Origin of the sequence: Streptomyces sp. NPDC047061 (genome assembly GCF_040643955.1) — a bacterium.
In the GTDB taxonomy this organism is placed as follows: Bacteria; Actinomycetota; Actinomycetes; order Streptomycetales; family Streptomycetaceae; genus Streptomyces.
On the sequence record NZ_JBEYVI010000005.1, the window covers coordinates 16,547 to 37,123 of the forward strand.

Annotated in this window: 17 protein-coding genes; 10 read left to right on the plus strand and 7 right to left on the minus strand. The window is 71.0% G+C overall.

What is annotated here, in order from left to right; all coding sequences use genetic code 11:
* The first annotated feature begins 33 nt into the window (after window positions 1-33).
* A complete protein-coding gene (gene radA, locus ABZ887_RS10700) occupies window positions 34-1,443 on the plus strand; it encodes a DNA repair protein RadA (RefSeq protein WP_361285859.1) in 1,410 nt (469 codons plus the stop codon).
* An 80-nt stretch (window positions 1,444-1,523) separates the two neighbouring features.
* Complete coding sequence (gene disA, locus ABZ887_RS10705) at window positions 1,524-2,648, plus strand: DNA integrity scanning diadenylate cyclase DisA (protein WP_361285861.1); 1,125 nt, start codon at window positions 1,524-1,526, stop codon at window positions 2,646-2,648.
* A gap of 221 nt (window positions 2,649-2,869) precedes the next feature.
* Here disA and ABZ887_RS10710 read toward each other — a convergent pair whose 3' ends face one another.
* Window positions 2,870-3,715, minus strand: coding sequence for a hypothetical protein (locus ABZ887_RS10710; RefSeq protein WP_361285864.1), 846 nt, complete (start codon window positions 3,713-3,715; stop codon window positions 2,870-2,872).
* Window positions 3,716-3,911: 196 nt separating this feature from the next.
* Between ABZ887_RS10710 and ABZ887_RS10715 the strand changes: the two genes are divergently transcribed.
* The 5 genes from ABZ887_RS10715 (at window position 3,912) to cseC (ending at window position 8,451) form a co-directional block, all read left to right on the plus strand.
* Window positions 3,912-4,787: an A/G-specific adenine glycosylase gene (locus ABZ887_RS10715; RefSeq protein WP_361285867.1), complete on the plus strand. Its 876-nt coding sequence runs from the start codon at window positions 3,912-3,914 to the stop codon at window positions 4,785-4,787.
* A 267-nt stretch (window positions 4,788-5,054) separates the two neighbouring features.
* Window positions 5,055-5,594 (plus strand): SigE family RNA polymerase sigma factor, encoded by a 540-nt coding sequence (locus ABZ887_RS10720; protein WP_217559609.1) that lies wholly within the window; start codon window positions 5,055-5,057, stop codon window positions 5,592-5,594.
* The gene (locus ABZ887_RS10725; protein WP_361285871.1) at window positions 5,582-6,253 is read left to right on the plus strand and encodes a hypothetical protein; all 672 of its coding nucleotides are present in this window, start codon (window positions 5,582-5,584) and stop codon (window positions 6,251-6,253) included. Before ABZ887_RS10720 ends, ABZ887_RS10725 begins: the two co-directional genes overlap by 13 nt.
* Before the next feature lie 129 nt (window positions 6,254-6,382).
* Window positions 6,383-7,087, plus strand: coding sequence for a two-component system response regulator CseB (cseB, locus tag ABZ887_RS10730; RefSeq protein ID WP_361285874.1), 705 nt, complete (start codon window positions 6,383-6,385; stop codon window positions 7,085-7,087).
* Between the two features lie 11 nt (window positions 7,088-7,098).
* Window positions 7,099-8,451: a two-component system sensor histidine kinase CseC gene (gene cseC / locus ABZ887_RS10735; RefSeq protein ID WP_361285877.1), complete on the plus strand. Its 1,353-nt coding sequence runs from the start codon at window positions 7,099-7,101 to the stop codon at window positions 8,449-8,451.
* A gap of 145 nt (window positions 8,452-8,596) precedes the next feature.
* Here cseC and ABZ887_RS10740 read toward each other — a convergent pair whose 3' ends face one another.
* The 4 genes from ABZ887_RS10740 to ABZ887_RS10755 form a co-directional block, all read right to left on the minus strand.
* Window positions 8,597-9,466 carry a class I SAM-dependent methyltransferase gene (locus ABZ887_RS10740; protein WP_361285880.1) on the minus strand — a complete coding sequence of 290 codons (870 nt, stop codon included), beginning with the start codon at window positions 9,464-9,466 and terminating at the stop codon, window positions 8,597-8,599.
* 2 nt (window positions 9,467-9,468) lie between these two features.
* The gene (locus ABZ887_RS10745; protein WP_361285883.1) at window positions 9,469-9,900 is read right to left on the minus strand and encodes a VOC family protein; all 432 of its coding nucleotides are present in this window, start codon (window positions 9,898-9,900) and stop codon (window positions 9,469-9,471) included.
* On the minus strand, window positions 9,897-10,358 hold the full coding sequence (locus tag ABZ887_RS10750) for a helix-turn-helix transcriptional regulator (protein WP_361286691.1): 462 nt from the start codon (window positions 10,356-10,358) through the stop codon (window positions 9,897-9,899). Before ABZ887_RS10750 ends, ABZ887_RS10745 begins: the two co-directional genes overlap by 4 nt.
* A 146-nt stretch (window positions 10,359-10,504) precedes the next feature.
* The gene (locus ABZ887_RS10755; protein ID WP_361285886.1) at window positions 10,505-12,103 is read right to left on the minus strand and encodes an MDR family MFS transporter; all 1,599 of its coding nucleotides are present in this window, start codon (window positions 12,101-12,103) and stop codon (window positions 10,505-10,507) included.
* 148 nt (window positions 12,104-12,251) lie between these two features.
* Between ABZ887_RS10755 and ABZ887_RS10760 the strand changes: the two genes are divergently transcribed.
* Window positions 12,252-12,893: a TetR/AcrR family transcriptional regulator gene (locus tag ABZ887_RS10760; RefSeq protein WP_361285889.1), complete on the plus strand. Its 642-nt coding sequence runs from the start codon at window positions 12,252-12,254 to the stop codon at window positions 12,891-12,893.
* Here ABZ887_RS10760 and ABZ887_RS10765 read toward each other — a convergent pair.
* On the minus strand, window positions 12,890-13,441 hold the full coding sequence (locus ABZ887_RS10765) for a M23 family metallopeptidase (protein ID WP_361285892.1): 552 nt from the start codon (window positions 13,439-13,441) through the stop codon (window positions 12,890-12,892). The genes ABZ887_RS10760 and ABZ887_RS10765 overlap by 4 nt on opposite strands.
* Before the next feature lie 495 nt (window positions 13,442-13,936).
* Here ABZ887_RS10765 and ABZ887_RS10770 point away from each other — a divergent pair, with 495 nt between their 5' ends.
* Together ABZ887_RS10770 and ABZ887_RS10775 are read left to right on the plus strand one after the other, a co-directional pair.
* A complete protein-coding gene (locus ABZ887_RS10770; protein WP_361285895.1) occupies window positions 13,937-14,539 on the plus strand; it encodes an HAD family acid phosphatase in 603 nt (200 codons plus the stop codon).
* Between the two features lie 46 nt (window positions 14,540-14,585).
* Window positions 14,586-17,645 (plus strand): NACHT domain-containing protein, encoded by a 3,060-nt coding sequence (locus tag ABZ887_RS10775; RefSeq protein WP_361285898.1) that lies wholly within the window; start codon window positions 14,586-14,588, stop codon window positions 17,643-17,645.
* A 52-nt stretch (window positions 17,646-17,697) separates the two neighbouring features.
* Here ABZ887_RS10775 and ABZ887_RS10780 read toward each other — a convergent pair whose 3' ends face one another.
* Window positions 17,698-20,223, minus strand: coding sequence for an ATP-dependent Clp protease ATP-binding subunit (locus ABZ887_RS10780; protein WP_189263131.1), 2,526 nt, complete (start codon window positions 20,221-20,223; stop codon window positions 17,698-17,700).
* Window positions 20,224-20,577: the final 354 nt, after the last annotated feature.

The window sequence follows — 20,577 nt, forward strand, 5'->3', positions numbered from 1 at the left end:
CCCACTGTCAGTGGCGGGGGCTACGGTTTCCGCATGGCTGCCCGTACCAAGACCTCGAAGGACCGTCCGTCCTACCGCTGCACCGAGTGCGGCTGGCAGACGGCCAAGTGGCTCGGCCGGTGCGCCGAGTGCCAGGCGTGGGGGACCATCGAGGAGTACGGCGCGCCCGCGGTCCGTACGACGGCGCCCGGCCGGGTCACCACCTCCGCGGTGCCGATCGGCCAGGTCGACGGCCGTCAGGCCACCGCCCGCACCACCGGCGTCCCGGAGCTGGACCGGGTCCTCGGCGGCGGACTGGTCCCCGGCGCGGTGGTGCTGCTCGCCGGCGAGCCCGGCGTCGGCAAGTCCACCCTGCTGCTCGACGTGGCGGCCAAGTCGGCCAGCGACGAGCACCGCACGCTCTACGTCACCGGCGAGGAGTCGGCGAGCCAGGTCCGGCTGCGCGCCGACCGCATCGGCGCCATCGACGACCACCTCTACCTCGCCGCCGAGACCGATCTGGCCGCCGTCCTCGGCCACTTGGACGCGGTGAAGCCGTCGCTGCTGATCCTGGACTCGGTGCAGACGGTCGCCTCCCCCGAGATCGACGGCGCCCCGGGCGGCATGGCCCAGGTGCGGGAGGTGGCCGGGGCGCTCATCCGCGCATCGAAGGAGCGAGGCATGTCCACCCTCCTCGTGGGCCATGTCACCAAGGACGGCGCGATCGCGGGACCGCGACTCCTCGAACACCTGGTCGACGTCGTCCTGCACTTCGAGGGCGACCGGCACGCCCGCCTCCGCCTGGTCCGGGGCGTCAAGAACCGCTACGGCGCCACGGACGAGGTCGGCTGCTTCGAACTGCACGACGAGGGCATCACGGGCCTCGCCGACCCGAGCGGCCTCTTCCTGACCCGCCGCGCCGAACCGGTCCCGGGCACCTGCCTCACCGTCACCCTGGAGGGCCGCCGCCCGCTGGTCGCCGAGGTCCAGGCGCTGACGGTGGACTCGCAGATCCCCTCCCCGCGCCGGACCACCTCCGGCCTGGAGACCTCCCGGGTGTCCATGATGCTGGCGGTGCTGGAGCAGCGCGGGCGGATCAGCGCGCTCGGCAAGCGGGACATCTATTCGGCGACCGTCGGCGGGGTGAAGCTCTCCGAGCCCGCGGCCGACCTGGCCATCGCCCTCGCCCTGGCCTCCGCGGCCAGCGACACCCCGCTCCCGAAGAACCTGGTCGCCATCGGCGAGGTCGGCCTCGCGGGCGAGGTCAGACGGGTCACCGGGGTCCAGCGCAGGCTCACGGAGGCGCACCGGCTCGGCTTCACGCACGCCCTCGTGCCGGGCGATCCCGGCAAGATCCCGCCGGGCATGAAGGTCCTGGAAGTCGCCGACATAGGGGACGCCCTGCGGGTGCTGCCGCGCTCCCGTCGGCGAGAGGCCCCACGGGAGGCGGAGGAGCGCCGGTAGACTTTGCCCTGGTCTCGCCCGTCCGTACGAACCGAGTGCGGGGACGGCAGCGCCTCAGAACCTGCGACCGGAGGAGTGCAGTGGCAGCCAACGACCGGGCAGGAGCTCCCGGAAAGTCCGGTGGGAGTGCCGGTACCGATGGCCTGATGCGCGCCTCGCTGAGCGCCGTGGCGCCGGGCACGTCCATGCGCGACGGCCTGGAGCGGGTCCTCCGCGGCAACACCGGCGGGCTCATCGTCCTCGGCTTCGATCGGACGGTCGAGGCGATGTGCACGGGCGGTTTCGTGCTGGATGTCGAGTTCACGGCGACCCGGCTGCGGGAGCTGTGCAAGCTCGACGGCGGCATCGTGATCTCCTCCGACCTGTCGAAGATCCTCCGGGCGGGCGTGCAGTTCGTGCCCGACGCGACGATCCCCACGGAGGAGACGGGCACCCGGCACCGCACGGCGGACCGCGTCTCCAAGCAGGTCGGCTTCCCGGTGGTCTCGGTCTCCCAGTCGATGCGGCTGGTCGCGCTGTACGTCGACGGTCAGCGCCGCGTCCTGGAGGACTCGGCGGCGATCCTCTCCCGCGCCAACCAGGCGCTGGCGACGCTGGAGCGGTACAAGCTGCGCCTGGACGAGGTCGCGGGAACGTTGTCGGCGCTGGAGATCGAGGACCTGGTGACGGTCCGGGACGTGTCCGCCGTCGCCCAGCGTCTTGAGATGGTCCGCCGGATCGCCACGGAGATCGCCGAGTACGTGGTCGAACTGGGCACCGACGGGCGGCTGCTCGCCCTCCAGCTGGACGAACTGATCGCCGGGGTCGAGCCCGAGCGGGAGCTGGTGGTCCGGGACTACGTCCCCGAGCCCACGGCCAAGCGCTCTCGCACGGTCGACGAGGCGCTCTCCGAGCTGGATGCCCTGAGCCATGCGGAGCTGCTGGAACTGCCGACGGTGGCGCGGGCGTTGGGGTACACGGGGTCGCCGGAGACGCTGGACTCCGCGGTGTCGCCGCGCGGGTTCCGGCTGCTGGCGAAGGTGCCGCGGCTGCCGGGGGCGATCATCGACCGGCTGGTGGAGCACTTCGGGGGCCTGCAGAAGCTGCTCGCTGCGAGCGTCGACGACCTGCAGACCGTGGACGGGGTGGGAGAGGCTCGCGCCCGCAGCGTCCGGGAGGGTCTGTCGAGGCTGGCGGAGTCCTCGATTCTTGAACGGTATGTCTGATTTCGCCGATTAGCTCGGGCCGTTGCGTTGTCAGGCGGCTGCGGGCGGGTGGGGGCTGGTCGCGCAGTTCCCCGCGCCCCTGAAAGACAAAGACATAGCTGCGGGCAGGCGTGCCGCAGGGCGGCACGGGTGGGCGCTGGGGGTCCCCCCGGCCGAAGGCTGGGGGAGGCACCCGGCAAGCGCCGGTAAGCGTCCCGACCCCCGCCCCAGCCCGCCGCGCGCTAGTCCGCCGTCAGTACGAAGGACGCCTGCGCCTTGGCGTACCCCGGGGCCGCCGCCTCCAGCAGGTACGTGCCCGTCCCGGCCGACCCCGCCGGAGGCGTCGCGCACTGGGCGGCGCTCGGCTTGCGGTCCCACTTCAGGGTGTACGTGATGCTGCTGCCGGCCGGCACCCGGTACCACCGGCTCGCCGCCGCCTTCGGGCAGTCCGCCGACGACCAGTAGCTGTCGTCCGCGCTGGCCTGCGTGATGGTCAGCACCGCGCTCTTCGGCCCGAGGTCGATCTTGCAGTCGCTGGACGACGTGTTCCGCGCGGTGAGTTCGAAGGTCGGCGTCTGCTCCGGCGAGTACGAGTTGTGCAGGCTCTTCAGGCTCAACGCCACGGAACCGGCGGTGCAGTTGGGAAGCGCGGAAGACCCCGGCAGCGAGGCGACCGTACCGCCGGAACCCGACGTGACGTCGTCACCCGAGCCGGACGAGGAACCCGACGAGCCCGAAGAGCCCGAAGAGTCCGAGGAACCCGACGAACCCGCGGAACCGGGCGATGAGGCACCGCCCGTCCCGGCCGAACTCCCGCCGCCGGAGCCGGAACCGCTCCCGCTCGACTCGTCCCGTCCGCCCGGTGCCTGGCTGATCGCCGGCCCGCTGCCGGACGGCCCCGGCGTGATGGTGGACACGGGATTCTTGCCGTCCGACCCGCCGGCGTTCTTCTTGCCGCCCCCGCCGTTCGACGTCACGATCCACGCGATCAGCAGCGCGAGGACGGCGAGCGCCGACAGCATGAAGACCCTCCGTCGCCAGTAAATGGAGGAGGGAAGCGGCCCGACCGGATTGCGCAGAGATCCCACGGCCCAAACTGTACGAGAGATCCGTGCACTTCCTCGCCCCACCCGCCGCCCAAACCTCAACTTTTCCGGATCATCATTTCGGCAACTCCCGTCGGCACAGCCCCTCTTCGGCGCGCCTTCGTCACGTCAACCCCCGACCCCGCCGCGGACCACGTCCGCCCCTGCCGTCGCCGGACGTGGCAGGATCGGAAGGGCCATGACTGAGAAGCTGCACACCCCCGTGATCGCCTGGTTCGACGCCCACGCCCGCGACCTCCCCTGGCGCCGCCCGGAGGCGGGTCCGTGGGGGGTGATGGTCAGCGAGTTCATGCTGCAGCAGACCCCGGTGAGCCGGGTGCAGCCCGTGTACGAGCAGTGGCTGGCCCGCTGGCCGCGCCCCGCCGACCTCGCCGAGGAGGCGCCCGGGGAGGCCGTGCGGGCCTGGGGGCGGCTCGGGTACCCGCGCCGCGCCCTGCGGCTGCACGGCGCCGCCGTCGCCATAACGGAACGGCACGGCGGCGACGTACCGACGGATCACGCGCAGCTGCTCGCGCTGCCGGGCATCGGCGAGTACACGGCCGCGGCCGTCGCCTCCTTCGCCTACGGGCAGCGACACGCCGTGCTCGACACCAACGTGCGGCGGGTGTTCGCACGGGCGGTCACCGGCGTGCAGTACCCGCCGAACGCCACCACCGCCGCCGAGCGCAGGCTCGCCCGCGAGCTGCTGCCCGAGGACGAGAAGACCGCCGCCCGCTGGGCCGCCGCCTCGATGGAGCTGGGCGCGCTGGTGTGCACGGCGAAGAACGAGACGTGCCCGCGGTGCCCGATCGCCGGGGAGTGCGCCTGGCGGCTGGCCGGCAAGCCGGAGCACGAGGGGCCGCCCCGGCGCGGGCAGACGTACGCCGGCACCGACCGCCAGGTGCGCGGCAAGCTGCTCGCCGTGCTGCGCGAGGCGCACACCCCCGTACCGCAGACGGCGCTCGACCGGGTGTGGCACGAGCCGGTGCAGCGGGCCCGCGCGCTGGACGGGCTGGTCTCGGACGGGCTGGTGGAGCCGCTCGCGGGCGGCCTGTACCGGCTTCCGCTGGGCTGACGTACAGCCACATCACAGCGGAAGTGGCTCTGTTACGGCCCCATCCGCATCCCAAATCACCGCATAGCCGGGCATAAACCCGCACCCGCTTACCCCGCACCTACTTCCGTTACACAACCGACGGACAGCCGATTGCTACCCGCAGGCTGCTCCGCACAGGCCCGTGACAACGGGTCCGTAGCTTCGTTTCTGTGCCCGCCAGGACCGCGGGACGGCGGGAACTCAGGCACAGGGCCGGGGAAAACGGGGATCGGGAGGCGGTTGATCATGGCGCAGGGCGAGGTGCTCGAATTCGAGGAGTACGTCCGCACTCGGCAGGACGCGCTGCTGCGCAGCGCCCGCCGGCTGGTCCCGGACCCGACGGACGCCCAGGACCTGCTGCAGACCGCGCTGGTACGGACGTACGGCCGGTGGGAGACCATCGAGGACAAGAAGCTCGCCGACGCCTATCTGCGCCGGGTCATGATCAACACGCGGACCGAGTGGTGGCGGGCCCGGAAGCTGGAGGAGGTCCCGACCGAGCAGCTGCCCGACGCCTGCGTGGAGGACTCCACCGAGCAGCACGCGGACCGCGCTCTGCTCATGGACATCATGAAGGTGCTGGCTCCGAAGCAGCGCAGTGTCGTGGTGCTGCGACACTGGGAGCAGATGTCCACGGAGGAGACGGCCGCCGCCCTCGGCATGTCGGCCGGAACGGTCAAGAGCACGCTGCACCGGGCGCTCGCCCGGCTCCGCGAGGAGCTGGAGTCACGCGACCTCGACGCACGCGCGCTGGAGCGTGAGGAGCGGGAGCGTTGCGCGGCCTGACCGGCACGGGGCCCAGCAGGGGCCCGGCGAGTGCACAGGCGGCGATCACGGCGACGGCCGTGCTCGCCGCCCTCGCCCTTTTCGCCGCGGCCTGCGGCACCGGCGGTACCGGAGCCCGTGACGAGGGCCCGGCGCACGAGGACTCGGTCGCGCCCGCCCCGGCCGCCAAGGCCCCCTCGCCCAACCCGTCGCAGACCTACGAGAAGGTCGACGCGGTCGCCCTGGTGAAGGCCGACCCGGTGGTCTCGGCCACGGTGAAGCGGGACCTGAAGCCGTGCTCGGGCGACGAGTACCCCGTCGACGTGACGTACGGCGACCTGACCGGCGGCTCGGTCGAGGACATCGTCGTCAACGTGCTGACCTGCGGGGACGCGGTCGGGATCGGGGCGTACGTGTACCGCAGCGAGAGCGGCGCGTACAAGAACGTCTTCAAGGCCGAGGAGTCCCCGGTGTACGCGGAGATAGACCGGGGCGACCTGAGCGTGACCAAGCAGGTGTACGAGAAGGGCGACCCCGTGTCGAGCCCCTCCGGCGAGAACGTGATCACCTACGGCTGGACCTCGGGGCGCTTCGTCCAGGAGGACTTCCACCACACGGACTACGGCAACGCGGCCGGCAACGGCGACGACGTCACGCCGGAGCCCTCCCCCGGCAACTGAAGCGACTGAAGCGACTGAAGCGACTGAAGCGACTGAAGCCATAGAACCCGCTGAACCCGCGCCGCACGCCCAACCCGTTCGACCCCCAGCACCCACCGACAGAACCCACCGACCACCGAGAGAGCCGGGATGGCTGACCAGACCCACGTTCTGTTCGTCGAGGACGACGACGTCATCCGCGAGGCCACCCAGCTCGCCCTGGAGCGGGACGGCTTCGCGGTCACCGCCATGCCCGACGGTCTGTCGGGCCTCGACGCCTTCCGCGCCGACCGGCCCGACATCGCCCTGCTGGACGTGATGGTCCCGGGCCTGGACGGGGTGAGTCTGTGCCGGCGCATCCGCGACGAGTCGACCGTCCCGGTGATCATGCTGTCGGCGCGCGCCGACTCGATCGACGTGGTGCTGGGCCTGGAGGCGGGCGCCGACGACTACGTCACCAAGCCGTTCGACGGCGCCGTACTGGTCGCCCGGATCCGGGCGGTGCTGCGCCGCTTCGGGCACGCGAGCGGCGGCGAGAAGCCGCACGAGGACGCGGCTCCGGTCTCCGGCGGCCTGCTCGTCTTCGGCGACCTGGAGATCGACACCGAGGGCATGGAGGTGCGCCGGGCCGGGCAGCCGGTCGCGCTCACGCCCACCGAGATGCGGCTGCTCCTGGAGTTCTCCTCGGCACCGGGGACCGTGCTCTCCCGCGACAAGCTGCTCGAACGCGTCTGGGACTACGGCTGGGGCGGGGACACCCGGGTCGTCGACGTCCATGTGCAGCGGCTGCGGACCAAGATCGGCCAGGACCGGATCGAGACGGTCCGTGGTTTCGGTTACAAGTTGAAGGCCTGAGCGAGGCGGTCATGCGGGGGTTCTCCAGCCGGTACCGGGGTCCGGGTCTGCGCACCGGACTCAGATGGAAGCTGAGCGCGGCGATCGCGCTGGTCGGCGCGCTGGTCGCGATCGCGCTGAGCCTGGTGGTGCACAACGCCGCCCGGGTCTCGATGCTGGACAACGCGCGCGAGCTGGCCAACGAGCGACTGCAGATCGGCCAGCGCAACTACGAGCTGTACGGGAGGGCGAACTTCCCGGACGTCAAGGTCGACGACCCGCGGCTGCCGCCGGCGCTGCGCGAGCGGGTCGACGCGGGCCGCCGGGCGACCGACGTCATCGACCACGGCGCCGGAGCCCCGGACATCTGGGCGGCCGTACAGGCCAAGGACGGGCGTGTGCTGTCCCTGCACAGCACCTTCGCGAACCGCAGCAGCAATGTGCTGAAGGACCTCGACCAGGCCCTCGTCATCGGCTCCATCGCGGTCGTCCTCGGCGGCAGCGCGCTCGGCGTGCTGATCGGCGGACAGCTCTCGCGGCGGCTGCGCAAGGCGGCGTCCGCGGCCAACCAGGTCGCCCAGGGCGAGCCGGACGTCCGGGTGCGGGAGGCGATCGGCGGGGTCGTACGGGACGAGACCGACGACCTGGCGCGGGCGGTGGACGCCATGGCGGACGCGTTGCAGCAACGCCTTGAGGCCGAGCGGCGGGTGACGGCCGACATCGCGCACGAGCTGCGGACGCCGGTGACCGGTCTGCTCACCGCGGCCGAGCTCCTCCCGCCCGGCCGGCCGACGGAGCTGGTCCTGGACCGGGCGAAGGCGATGCGCACCCTCGTCGAGGACGTGCTGGAGGTGGCCCGTCTCGACAGTGCCTCCGAGCGGGCCGAGCTGCAGGACATCATGCTGGGCGAGTTCGTCGCCCGGCGGGTGGCCGCGAAGGACCCGGAGATCGAGGTTCGGGTGGTGCACGAGTCGGAGGTCACCACCGATCCGCGCCGGCTGGAGCGGGTGCTGTTCAACCTGCTCGCCAACGCGGCCCGGCACGGCAAGCCGCCCATCGAGGTGACCGTCGAGGGCCGGGTCATCCGGGTCCGCGACCACGGCCCCGGATTCCCCGAGAAGCTGCTCGCGGAGGGCCCGAGCCGCTTCCGTACCGGCAGCGAGGACCGCGCGGGCCAGGGCCACGGCCTGGGCCTGACGATCGCGGCGGGCCAGGCGCGCGTCCTGGGCGCCCGGCTGACCTTCCGCAACATCCGCCCGGCGGGCGCCCCCGAGCACATCCCGGCGGAGGGCGCGGTGGCCGTGCTGTGGCTCCCGGAGCACGCGCCGACGGCCACGGGCAGCTATCCGATGCTGCCGGGGCCCGCCCAGTCGGGAAACCGCTGACGAACAGCCGCCCGCGACCGGCCGGGGCACAGCTGCCCGGGGCCGGGCAGGGCACAGCTGCCCGGGGGCGGGCAAGCTCTCTCTTCCGGCAGGCCCTTCAGTCAGCGCTTCGGCCGGCCCTTCAGCCGACCCCTCAGGTGACCCCTCAGGTGGTGGCCACGAGGAGTTCCTCGCCGCGGGACGGGCGCAGGCCGTCGGTGCGGTCGGCGAAGTAGCGGTCGGCGAGTTCCCCGGCCGGGACGTGCCGGGTGTCCCGGAAACCGGCCTCGCGGGCGAGGGCCGCCATCCGCTCGGGCGTGTAGAAGCTCAGGAAGGGCGTGCCGGAGGCCCGCGCGCCCCGCTGGGCCACCCGCAGCTGCTCCTGCTGGTCCGGCTCGACGTCCTCGATGGGCCGCAGGAACGTCGTGACCAGCGTCGATCCGGGGGCGAGCGCGGCGATGTGCCGGAAGGTGGCGGCGATGGCATCCTCCGTGAGGTACATCGTGACCCCGGCGGACGCGACCACGGCCGGCCGGCCGGGATCAATCCCGGCGGCGACCAGCTGCCCCCACCAGTCCCCCTCGAAGTCCACCGGCACCAGCGCCAGCCAGTCGGGCACGCCGTATCCCAGCTCGGTCAGCCGCCGCCGCTTCCAGGCCACGGCTCCGGCCCGGTCGGCCTCGAACACCCGTAGCCCGGCGGCCACCGCGTCGGCGGCCCGGCGCTGCGCGAAGGTGTCGAGCCCGGCGCCGAGGACGAGGTACTGGTCCACCCCGCGCCCGGCCTCCGCCAGCACCAGGTCCTCCACGAACCGCGCCCGGGCCACGATGGACGCCCTGGTCCGCCGGGTGCCCTCGACATCCATGTCCGGCCGGGCCCACCAGCCGCCCCCGGCACCCCCGCCCGCGTCCGGCTCGGTGAGCCGGAGCCCGACCTCGTCCTCGATGACGTACGGCGGCGGATCGGCGCGCAGGTGCAGCGCCCGCCACAGGGCGGTGCGGACGGCGGTGTGGTCGGGCCCGGTCTCCGTCGGCACGCTCAGAACTCCTTGGAGAAGTCGAGCTCTTCGCTGCGCTCGGTCAGCGAGTACCAGTTGCCGTTGTCGTCGCGGAAGATCGCCTCGATGCCGTACGGCCGTTCCTTGGGCTCCTGGACGAACTCGACGCCCCGCGCCCGGAAGGTCTCGTAGTCGCCGCGGCAGTCGTCCGTGCGGAACGCGCCGGCTCCCATGACCCCCTTGGCGACCAGTTTGCGCAGCGCCTCCGCGGAGTCGGGGTCGAGGCCCGGCCCGTCCAGGCGCATCAGGGCGAGCTCGACGCCGGGCTGGTCCTTGGCGCCGACGGTGACCCAGCGCATGTCGCCCATCGCGATGTCGTCGCGCAGCTCGAAGCCGAGCTTCTCGGTGAAGAAGGCCTTGGTGCGCTGCTGGTCGAAGGTCCACACGGTGGTGATGGCCAGACCCTGGATCATGGCTCCGCTCTCCTGCCTGTCCGGCCGCTGCCGCCGGACGGTCGCTGTTCCTGTCCGTCACCGTAGGCAGCCGGGTCCGGGCCGCGCTTCTCGGAAGTTGCGCTTCTGCTCGGGAACCCGCCGGCCCACAGGAGGGCGTAGCAGCCGGGGATCAGGGAGGCGCCGCGGCCGACGTGCTCGGTGCGGTACTCGGTGGGGCTGAGCCCGGTACGGGCCTTGAACTTCGCGGAGAAGGTGCCGAGGCTGCTGAAGCCGACCAGGTGGCAGATCTCGGTGACGGTGAGGTCCGCGCTGCGGAGCATCTCCTCCGCCCGCTCGATCCTGCGGTGCGTCAGGTACTGGCCGGGTGTCTCGCCGTACGCCTCCTTGAAGGCGCGGAGGAAGTGGTACCGCGAGTACCCGGCGTGCGCGGCGACCGCGTCGAGGTCCAGGGCCGGGTCGGCCCAGTCCCGGTCCATGGCGTCCTTGGCGAGGCGCAGCTGGCGCAACTTGTCCACGGGGCCAATGCTAGAAAACCAGCCCGTCCGGCGTTTGAGGACGAGGCCGAAGGCCGATGATGCGGGGGCCTGGGGGCGGCAGCCCCCAGAACCACCCGCACCCGGTCTCAGACCGCCTCGACCACCGGCATCGGCGCCGCCTCGTCCGACTTCTGCGGCCCGCCCTTCAGCGGGACCTCCTTCACGAAGACCGCCGCCACCAGCACCAGCACGGCGACCACGGCACCGAGCAGGAACGCCGAGTGGGTACCGGCCGACACCGCGTGCTGGTACGCCTCGCGCGCCGCCGCCGGCAGCTTCGCCAGGCTCTTCGCGTCCAGCTGCGCCGACTGCTCGGTGATCTTGGAGCCGAGCGAACCGGCCCGTTCGGCCATCACGTCCTTGACCCGGTTGTTGAAGATCGCGCCCATGATGGCGACACCGAAGGACGAGCCGAGCGTGCGGAACAAGGTGGTGGACGAGGACGCGACGCCCATGTCCTTCATCTCCACGCTGTTCTGCGCGACCAGCATGGTGATCTGCATCAGGCAGCCCATGCCGAGGCCGACGACGGCCATGTACACACCGGAGGTGAACCGGGTGGTGTCCGTGTCCATCGTGGACAGCAGGTACAGCCCGACGGTCAGCAGCACACCGCCCGCGAGGGGGAAGATCTTGTAGCGGCCGGTGTTGGTGGTGACCCGCCCGGCGACCATCGAGGTCACCAGCATCGCGCCGAGCATCGGGAGCAGCAGCAGACCGGAGTTGGTCGCGGACGCGCCCTGCACGGACTGCTGGTAGAGCGGCAGGAACAGCGTGGCGCCGAACATCACGAAGCCCACGATGAAGCCGATGATCGACATCAGGGTGAAGTTGCGGCTGCGGAAGACGTGCAGCGGCAGGATCGGCTCGGCGGCCTTGGTCTGCCAGAAGACGAAGCCGATCAGGGCGACGACGCCGATGGCGATCAGTTCCATGATCCGCGCGGACGTCCAGGCGTACTGGGAGCCGCCCCAGGTGGTGACCAGCACGATCGAGGTGATGCCGAGGGTCAGCAGTGCGGCGCCCAGGTAGTCGATGCGCGTCTTGTTCCGCTTCTTCGGCAGGTGCAGTACGGCGCTGATGGCGGCCAGCGCGACGACGCCGAGCGGCAGGTTGATGTAGAAGGCCCAGCGCCAGCCCCAGTTGTCGGTGATGGTGCCGCCGACCAGCGGGCCGCCGATCATGGCGAGCGCCATCACGCCGGCCATCATGCCCTGGTACTTGCCGCGCTCGCGGGGCGGCACGAGGTCACCGATGATCGCCATGACGCCGACCATCAGACCGCCGGCGCCGAGCCCCTGAACGGCCCGGAACCCGATCAGCTGGCCCATGTCCTGGGCCATGCCGCTGAGCGCGGAGCCGACCAGGAAGATGACTATGGAGGTCATGAAGGCGCCCTTGCGCCCGTACATGTCACCGAGCTTGCCCCAGAGCGGGGTGGCCGCCGCGGTCGCGAGGGTGTACGCGGTCACCACCCACGACAGGTGCTCCAGACCGCCCAGCTCGCCCACGATGGTCGGCATCGCCGTGCCCACGATCATGTTGTCGAGCATCGCGAGCATCATCGCGACCATGAGCGCGAGCATCACGACCCGCACGCTCTTCGGCTCTTTCTCCGGCACCTCGGCCGCTGCCGGTGCCCCCGGTGATTCCTGGCCGGTCTCGGCCGCCTGGGTGTCCGCCATCTCTCCCACTCCCCCTGGCGACAGCTACTTACTTGCCGCCCGGCTAGTTCAGTACACTCGGAAGTTAGACCCATTGCTAGCCGGGCGTCAAGTAAGTTTACTAGCCGGGCGGCAAGCAAGTTTTCGCGGGAGCACGAGGAGTTAGAGGATGAGCGTCACCATGGACGGCACCAAGCAGCAGCGCCGCGGGAACACCCGCCAGCGCATCCAGGACGTGGCTCTCGAACTCTTCGCCGAGCAGGGCTACGAGAAGACCTCCCTGCGGGAGATCGCCGAGCGCCTCGACGTGACCAAGGCGGCCCTCTACTACCACTTCAAGACCAAGGAAGAGATCCTGGTCAGCGTCTTCGAGGACCTGACGCGGCCGATCGAGGACCTGATCGAGTGGGGCAAGGGCCAGCCGCACACCCTGGAGACCAAGCAGGAGATCGTACGGCGGTACCACAAGGCGCTCGCCGACGCCGAACCGCTGTTCCGGTTCATGCAGGAGAACCAGGCGACGGTCCGGGAGCTGCGGATCGGCGACACCTTCAAGGACCGGATGCGCGGCCTGCGGAACATCATCATCGACCCGGACGCGGCGCTGACCGACCAGATCCGCTGCATCAGCGCGCTCTTCACCCTGCACGCCGGCATGTTCGTGATGCAGGACGTCGAGGGCGACCCCCGGGAGAAGCGCGAGGCGGTCCTGGAGGTCGCCGTGGACCTGGTGACCCAGGCCCACCGGGGCTCACACCCGGCCGAGGGCCCGGACCAGGGCCCGGACAAGGCGCCGTCGGACGCCTCTTAGACGGTCACACCCTTGGCGCGCAGGAAGGCGACGGGGTTGACCGCGGAGCCGTAGTTCGGGGTCGTACGGATCTCGAAGTGCAGGTGCGGGCCGGAGGAGTTGCCGGTGCTGCCGGAGCGGGCGAGGTGCTGACCGGTCTTCACGATCTGGCCGACCCTGACGTCGATGCGGGACAGGTGCGCGTACTGCGAGTACTGGCCGTTGCCGTGCTTGACGACGATGGCGTTGCCGTACGCGGGACCGTCGCCGGCGCCGTTGCCGCCGGCCTTGACGACGGTGCCGCCGTGCGCCGCGACGACCTCGGTGCCGCTCGGCACCGCGAAGTCCTGACCGCTGTGCCTGGCGGCCCACATGCCGCCGGCCTGGTTGAAGGTCGCGGAGAGCGTGTACTTCTTCACCGGGTGGACCCAGGCGGCGGCACTGGAGGTGGCGGCCGACGCGACCCCCGACCCCACCACGGCCGCGACTCCGACACCGGCGGCCAGAACGGCGGCACGCTTGCGGAGCGAGGACGTACGGGGGGAACGGGCAGTGGCGCGCAGGGACATCGGAACCTCGTGGGGTAGACAACAGGACCCCCCTCCGGCACCGGCCCACTGGGGCGGCCGCCGCACGGGGCATCCCTTGGTAACCCGGAGGCCGGGCCGCGCTCAAACCCCGCCGCCTACGAGGCTTGTTAGTAACAATGCCCAGAATTGACCGTTTCTTGACACAGCCGCCCCGACCGGGCAGGCCATTCACGGCAATCACCCCGCATGCGACCCATGGGGCAAAAATCCCTGTTCGCCCTCGCGGCAGGTCCACTATGCCGCCTAGTAACGGGCATTTCGCCCGTGCGCTATGTCACCGGCGACCGAGATCCACAACCACCGAAATGTGACGGGCGCTACGCCGGCGGCTTCTCCCCCGACCTCTCCGGCCGCAGATCTCGTGCTGCACACCCCTAGCCACCTACTCCCCAGTAACCCTACCGTTCCCCTCACGCCACTTCCCTCGCTCACCATGCCCCTGACACAGCCGGACGTGAGAGGACACCCCCACCGATGACCACAGGCAGCTGGACCCGCCGCATCTCCGTCACCGCCGTCTCCGTGGCCGCGCTCGCCGGGATGGCCGCGCCGGCCCAGGCCGCGACGGAGAGCAGCTCCACCACGGTCGACTACGCCACCTGGCAGCAGGACTGCCAGTCCGTGATGGACCAGGCCCTGCCGTACCTGAAGGAGCGCATCGCCGCCGCCAAGCCGGGCGAGAAGCAGGCGATCGTCTTCGACATCGACAACACCACGCTGGAGACCGACTTCGGCTTCAGCTACCCCCAGCCGGCCAACAAGCCGGTCCTGAACGTCGCCAAGTACGCCCAGCAGCACGGCGTCTCCCTGTTCTTCGTCACCGCCCGCCCCGGCATCATCTACCTGCCGACCGAGTACAACCTCGAGTACGACGGCTACCAGGTCTCCGGCCTCTACGTGCGCGGCTTCCTCGACCTGTTCAAGGACGTCGCCGCCTACAAGACCGCCCAGCGCGTCGACATCGAGAACAAGGGCTACGACATCATCGCGAACATCGGCAACAGCGCCACCGACCTCTCGGGCGGCCACGCCGACAAGACGTTCAAGCTGCCGGACTACAACGGCCAGTTGTCGTAGGCCGCCGATAGGCTCCATCCGCTGACGGGACTCACGGGGGTGGCGGATGGAGCCGACGGTACTGGGCGGGAAGCTGGCGTCGAGCCTGATGGGCCCGCTGCTGAAGAAGCTGTTCGTGGCGGACGGGCCGGGCGCGGGGCTGGTGAATCGGCCGGTGCGGCTGAAGGACCTGGTGTCGTTCCGGGGCGAGAAGCGTGTGCTGGTCGAGAAGGACGTGCACAGGCTCGCCGAGCACCTGGTCCGGCAGGCGGTGGACTCGCCTGGTGAGCCGCCCTTCCGGGCCGACGAGCGGATCGCCGTCGCCGACGCCCTCGCCCGCCGGCTGCTCGCCCTCGGCGACCTGGACATGGACGACGTCCAGGCCGTACGGCTCGGCCACCGCGAACTCGCCCGGACGCTCACGCGCTCGGCACCCGCGCCCGACGGCCTGTCCGCCGACGCCGGCCACTTCCTCGGCTCCGCGACGGAGTGGGCCTGCCTGCAGATCCTGGAGTTCTTCACCCGCCGCTCCACCTTCGTCGCCCGCACCCTCGTGGAACAGACCCGGGTCCAGACCGAACTCATCGCGAAGACCGACGAGCTGCTCGCCCGTGTCCCCCGCCCCGACGGCCGCGACACCGCCTTCGAGCGCCGCTACCGCTCCTACGTCGCCGAGCGCCACAACCACATCACCATCTACGGCATCGACCTGCGGGACACCCCCGACCGCTGGCCACTCGAAGTCGCCTATCTCAGCCTGGAGGCGACGGCCGCCGCCGACGACGACGCCCTCCCCGGTGACGGCCCCGGCGCGGCCCCGGTCACCGTCCAGCTCCCCGCCGAGGAAGCCCTGCTCACCCACGACCGCGTCCTGGTTCGCGGCGACGCCGGCTCCGGCAAGACGACGCTGGTCCAGTGGCTGGCGGTGACGGCGGCACGCGAGGGCGCGCACATTCCGTACGTCCTCCCGCTGCGCACCCTGATCCGCGGCTCGGACCCCTTTCCCGCCCCCGCGGCCTTCCTGACGGCGGTGGGCTGCCCGCTGTCGGCGCCCGAGGGCTGGGCGGAACGCGTCCTCACCGCGGGCCGCGGCCTGATCCTCGTCGACGGGCTGGACGAGATCCCCGCCAACGACCGGTACCGCGTCCGCGACTGGCTGCTCTCCCTCGTCCACGCCTTCCCGGGCAACCGCTGGCTGCTGACCTCCCGCCCCACCGCGGTGCGCCCCGACTGGCTCGCCGCACCGGGCTTCCGCGAACTGACCCTGGCCCCCATGCGCCGCACGGACGTGGCGGTCTTCGTCCACCGCTGGCACACGGCGGCCGACGCCCCGCGGTTCGAGGGCCCGCTCCTCGACTCCCTGCGCACCAAACGCGACCTGGCCCGCCTCGCCACCAACCCCCTGATGTGCGGCCTGATCTGCGCCCTGCACCGGGAGCGCCGCGGCTATCTCCCCACCGGCCGCAAGGAGTTGTACGACGCCGCCCTCACGATGCTGCTGACGCGCCGGGACCGGGAGCGGGGCCTGGCGGCGGTGGACGAGGTGGAGCTGGGCGAGGAGGCCCAGCTGGAGCTGCTGCAACGGCTCGCGTACGCGCTGGTGCTGAGCGGCCGTACCGAGATGGACCTGGAGACGGCCGAGGCGATCGTGGACCGCAGCCTGCCGGTCGTCGCACTGCCCGGCAACCGGGACGCCTGGACCGTGCTGCGCACCCTGCTCCTGCGCAGCGGGCTGGTCCGGCAACCCGCCGACGGCGTCGTGGACTTCGTCCACCGCACCTTCCAGGACTACCTGGGCGCCCGGTACGCGGTGGAGGAGGGCCATCTGGACGTCCTCGCCGGCCACGCGGACGACACGCAGTGGGAGGACGTGATCCGCATGGCCGTGGCCCACGCACGGCCCGGGGAACGGGCCTCGCTGCTACGGCGGTTGCTCGCCGCTCGGTCGCCCCGGCTGACCCTGCTGGCGCTGGCCTGCCTGGAACACGCGGTGGCGCTGGACGCGGACGTGCGGGCGGAGGTCGAGCGGCGCGCGGCGGAGCTGATCCCGCCGCGGACCACGGAGGACGCGAAGACGCTCGCGGAGGCCGGGCCCCTGGTGCTGGAGCTGCTGCCGGGGCCCGAGGGGCTGACGGCGGAGGAGGCACGGAGCGTCGTCGTCACCGCCTCCCTGCTGGGCGCCGAGGAACCGGAGGGAGCCCTCGGAGTGCTGCGCCGGTTCCGCGACCATCCGGACCTCAAGGTGCGCCGGCAGCTGGTGGGGACCTGGAGCCGCTTCGACACCGCGCTCTATGCGGCGGAGGTGCTGGACGAGCTGCCTCGCGCCGGCCTCTATCTCACCTGTGAGTCCGCCGAGCAGCGGGCCGCCCTGCCCGGGATGCGGCCCTGGCGCGGTCTCGCGTTCCTGGGCGGGCACTCGGTCGGACAGATCCTCGACTCGGTCCGCGAGCCCGGGGCCCTGACCCTCCTCGACCTGCGGGACAACCCGCTCCTCAGCGACCTGGGCGACCTGTCGCCCTTCGGATCCCTGCGCAATCTGCTGCTGGCCCGCTGTCCGGCGGCACACGGCCTGGAGCGGCTCGCGGAGCTGCGGATCACCGAGCTGATCTGCGGACAGATCGCCGACGTCTCCGGCCTGCGGTCGCTTGGCTCGCTCGTCCGGCTCACCGTGGAACAGCAGCTCCCCGGCGACAGCCTCGGCGAGGTGCTGCCCGCCGACGCGCCACTGGAGTTCCTCTTCCTCGGCCGGAACAGCACGAACCGCACCGGGCTGCGCGGCCTGGAGCACTGGACCAGCCTCAAGGATCTCAGCCTCGGACCACTGACCGCGGAGCTGACGGCGGCCGACTGGCAGGCGGTGGCCGGACTGCCGGAGCTGCGGACCCTGCATCTGAACGCGCGGATCCTGCGGGAGCTGCCGCGCTCCGTCGAGCGCATGCCGGAGCTCTCCGGCGTCAGGGCACTGCGCGTCCCCGGGCTGCTCGGCACCGAGGACTTCTCCGTCCTGGCCCGCCGACTGCCCGCGGTGCGCTCCGTGATCCTGCAGAACATGCCGGGGCACGCCTTTCCCACGTCCCGGTTCTCCGCGTACTTCCCCGGAGCGGACATCGGCCTGGTGGAACGCTGAAGGGGCCGGTGCTCCGAGAAGCACCGGCCCCTTCAAGGCGTGGCCCTGAGGCTTACGCCTCCTTGCTCAGGTTCGGTCCGGCACCGCCAGCCGCCTGCTCGATCGGCGGGACGTCGGGCAGCGCCGACTTCTCCTCGCCGCGGAAGGTGAAGGTCGCGGTGTCGCCCTCGCCCTCCGTGTCGACGACCACGATGTGACCGGGGCGCAGCTCGCCGAAGAGGATCTTCTCCGAGAGCGTGTCCTCGATCTCGCGCTGGATCGTGCGACGCAGCGGACGCGCGCCCAGCACCGGGTCGTAGCCCTTCTTGGACAGCAGCTCCTTGGCGGACTGGGAGAGCTCGATGCCCATGTCCCGGTCCTTGAGGCGCTCGTCCACCTTGCCGACCATGAGGTCGACGATCCGCAGGATGTCCTCCTGCGTCAGCTGCGGGAAGACGACCACGTCGTCGACGCGGTTGAGGAACTCGGGCCGGAAGTGCTGCTTGAGCTCGTCCTGGACCTTGTTCTTCATGCGCTCGTAGTTGGACTTCGTGTCACCCGTGGCCGCGAAGCCCAGGTTGAAGCCCTTGGAGATGTCCCGGGTGCCGAGGTTGGTCGTCATGATGATGACCGTGTTCTTGAAGTCCACGACCCGGCCCTGGGAGTCGGTCAGGCGACCGTCCTCCAGGATCTGCAGCAGGCTGTTGAAGATGTCCGGGTGGGCCTTCTCCACCTCGTCGAAGAGGACGACGGAGAACGGCTTGCGGCGGACCTTCTCGGTCAGCTGGCCGCCCTCTTCGTAGCCCACGTAGCCGGGGGGCGAACCGAAGAGACGCGACACCGTGTGCTTCTCGCTGAACTCCGACATGTCGAGGGAGATCAGCGCGTCCTCGTCACCGAAGAGGAACTCGGCGAGGGCCTTGGACAGCTCGGTCTTACCGACACCGGACGGGCCCGCGAAGATGAACGAGCCACCGGGGCGCTTCGGGTCCTTCAGACCGGCACGCGTACGGCGGATCGCCTTCGACAGCGCCTTGACGGCGTCGACCTGGCCGATGACCCGCTTGTGGAGCTCGTCCTCCATGCGCAGCAGGCGCGAGGACTCCTCCTCGGTGAGCTTGAAGACCGGGATGCCCGTGGCCGTGGCCAGCACCTCGGCGATCAGCTCGCCGTCGACCTCGGCGACGACGTCCATGTCGCCGGCCTTCCACTCCTTCTCCCGCTTGGCCTTGGCGGCCAGGAGCTGCTTCTCCTTGTCGCGGAGGGAGGCGGCCTTCTCGAAGTCCTGCGAGTCGATCGCGGACTCCTTGTCCCGGCGGACGGCGGCGATCTTCTCGTCGAACTCGCGGAGGTCCGGCGGCGCGGTCATCCGGCGGATGCGCATCCGGGAACCGGCCTCGTCGATCAGGTCGATCGCCTTGTCCGGCAGGAAGCGGTCGGAGATGTAGCGGTCGGCCAGGGTGGCGGCCTGGACCAGCGCCTCGTCCGTGATGGAGACCCGGTGGTGGGCCTCGTACCGGTCACGCAGACCCTTGAGGATCTCGATCGTGTGCGGCAGGGACGGCTCGGCGACCTGGATGGGCTGGAAGCGGCGCTCCAGGGCCGCGTCCTTCTCCAGGTGCTTGCGGTACTCGTCCAGGGTGGTGGCACCGATGGTCTGCAGCTCACCGCGGGCCAGCATCGGCTTCAGGATCGAAGCCGCGTCGATGGCGCCCTCGGCGGCACCCGCACCGACCAGCGTGTGGAGCTCGTCGATGAACAGGATGATGTCGCCGCGGGTGCGGATCTCCTTGAGCACCTTCTTCAGGCGCTCCTCGAAGTCACCGCGGTAGCGGGAGCCGGCGACCAGGGCGCCGAGGTCCAGGGTGTAGAGGTGCTTGTCCTTGAGGGTCTCGGGCACCTCGCCCTTGACGATGGCCTGGGCGAGGCCCTCGACGACGGCGGTCTTGCCGACGCCGGGCTCACCGATCAGGACCGGGTTGTTCTTGGTACGGCGGGACAGCACCTGCATGACCCGCTCGATCTCCTTCTCGCGCCCGATGACCGGGTCGAGCTTGGACTCACGAGCGGCCTGGGTGAGGTTCCGGCCGAACTGGTCGAGGACCAGGGACGTCGAGGGGGTGCCCTCGGCAGGGCCGCCTGCGGTGGCGGTCTCCTTGCCCTGGTAACCGGAGAGCAGCTGGATGACCTGCTGCCGCACCCGGTTGAGATCAGCGCCCAGCTTGACCAGGACCTGGGCGGCGACGCCCTCGCCCTCACGGATCAGGCCGAGCAGGATGTGCTCCGTGCCGATGTAGTTGTGGCCCAGCTGAAGGGCCTCCCGGAGCGACAGCTCCAGGACCTTCTTGGCACGGGGGGTGAAGGGGATGTGCCCGGACGGGGCCTGCTGGCCCTGGCCGATGATCTCCTCCACCTGCTGGCGGACCGCCTCGAGCGAAATCCCGAGGCTCTCAAGGGCCTTGGCGGCGACACCCTCACCCTCGTGGATCAGGCCCAGGAGGATGTGCTCGGTGCCGATGTAGTTGTGGTTGAGCATCCGGGCTTCTTCCTGAGCCAGGACGACAACCCGCCGCGCGCGGTCGGTGAACCTCTCGAACATCGTTAATCGCTCCTCAGAGCGGTCAGGCAGTGGGGGGAACTTCCCCTCCCTGTCCTTCCGCAGCTTAGTCCCGCAAGCGGGGACCGCTCATTCCAACTGCCGACACCGTCGATGGCCTCCTGACCCCGAACGCCGACATATGCTCCAACCCGATGGTGCGAGACGATGTTCCCGCAGGCCAGGCAGTTACCCCTTCCGTCAGTACGCCGATGGCGAACGTGAGACGGCCTCGCCTGCGTGTCGCCCCCTCCCACTAGGGATGTCTTACCCGCAGCTACGGACAGTCCATGCCGTGGGCCCCCGGTCCCTCCGCTACGGGCGAACAACCTTGCGTCTCTCCGGACCCCCGCCCGA

Coding starts and splice junctions, on each gene's coding strand:
- radA (WP_361285859.1), top strand. CDS start 34: ATGGCTGCCCGTACCAAGACCTCGAAGGACCGTCCGTCCTACCGCTGC.
- ABZ887_RS10715 (WP_361285867.1), top strand. CDS start 3,912: ATGACTGAGAAGCTGCACACCCCCGTGATCGCCTGGTTCGACGCCCAC.
- ABZ887_RS10720 (WP_217559609.1), top strand. CDS start 5,055: ATGGCGCAGGGCGAGGTGCTCGAATTCGAGGAGTACGTCCGCACTCGG.
- cseB (WP_361285874.1), top strand. CDS start 6,383: ATGGCTGACCAGACCCACGTTCTGTTCGTCGAGGACGACGACGTCATC.
- cseC (WP_361285877.1), top strand. CDS start 7,099: ATGCGGGGGTTCTCCAGCCGGTACCGGGGTCCGGGTCTGCGCACCGGA.
- ABZ887_RS10745 (WP_361285883.1), bottom strand. CDS start 9,900: ATGATCCAGGGTCTGGCCATCACCACCGTGTGGACCTTCGACCAGCAG.
- ABZ887_RS10750 (WP_361286691.1), bottom strand. CDS start 10,358: ATGGACCGGGACTGGGCCGACCCGGCCCTGGACCTCGACGCGGTCGCC.
- ABZ887_RS10755 (WP_361285886.1), bottom strand. CDS start 12,103: ATGGCGGACACCCAGGCGGCCGAGACCGGCCAGGAATCACCGGGGGCA.
- ABZ887_RS10760 (WP_361285889.1), top strand. CDS start 12,252: ATGAGCGTCACCATGGACGGCACCAAGCAGCAGCGCCGCGGGAACACC.
- ABZ887_RS10765 (WP_361285892.1), bottom strand. CDS start 13,441: ATGTCCCTGCGCGCCACTGCCCGTTCCCCCCGTACGTCCTCGCTCCGC.
- ABZ887_RS10770 (WP_361285895.1), top strand. CDS start 13,937: ATGACCACAGGCAGCTGGACCCGCCGCATCTCCGTCACCGCCGTCTCC.
- ABZ887_RS10775 (WP_361285898.1), top strand. CDS start 14,586: ATGGAGCCGACGGTACTGGGCGGGAAGCTGGCGTCGAGCCTGATGGGC.
- ABZ887_RS10780 (WP_189263131.1), bottom strand. CDS start 20,223: ATGTTCGAGAGGTTCACCGACCGCGCGCGGCGGGTTGTCGTCCTGGCT.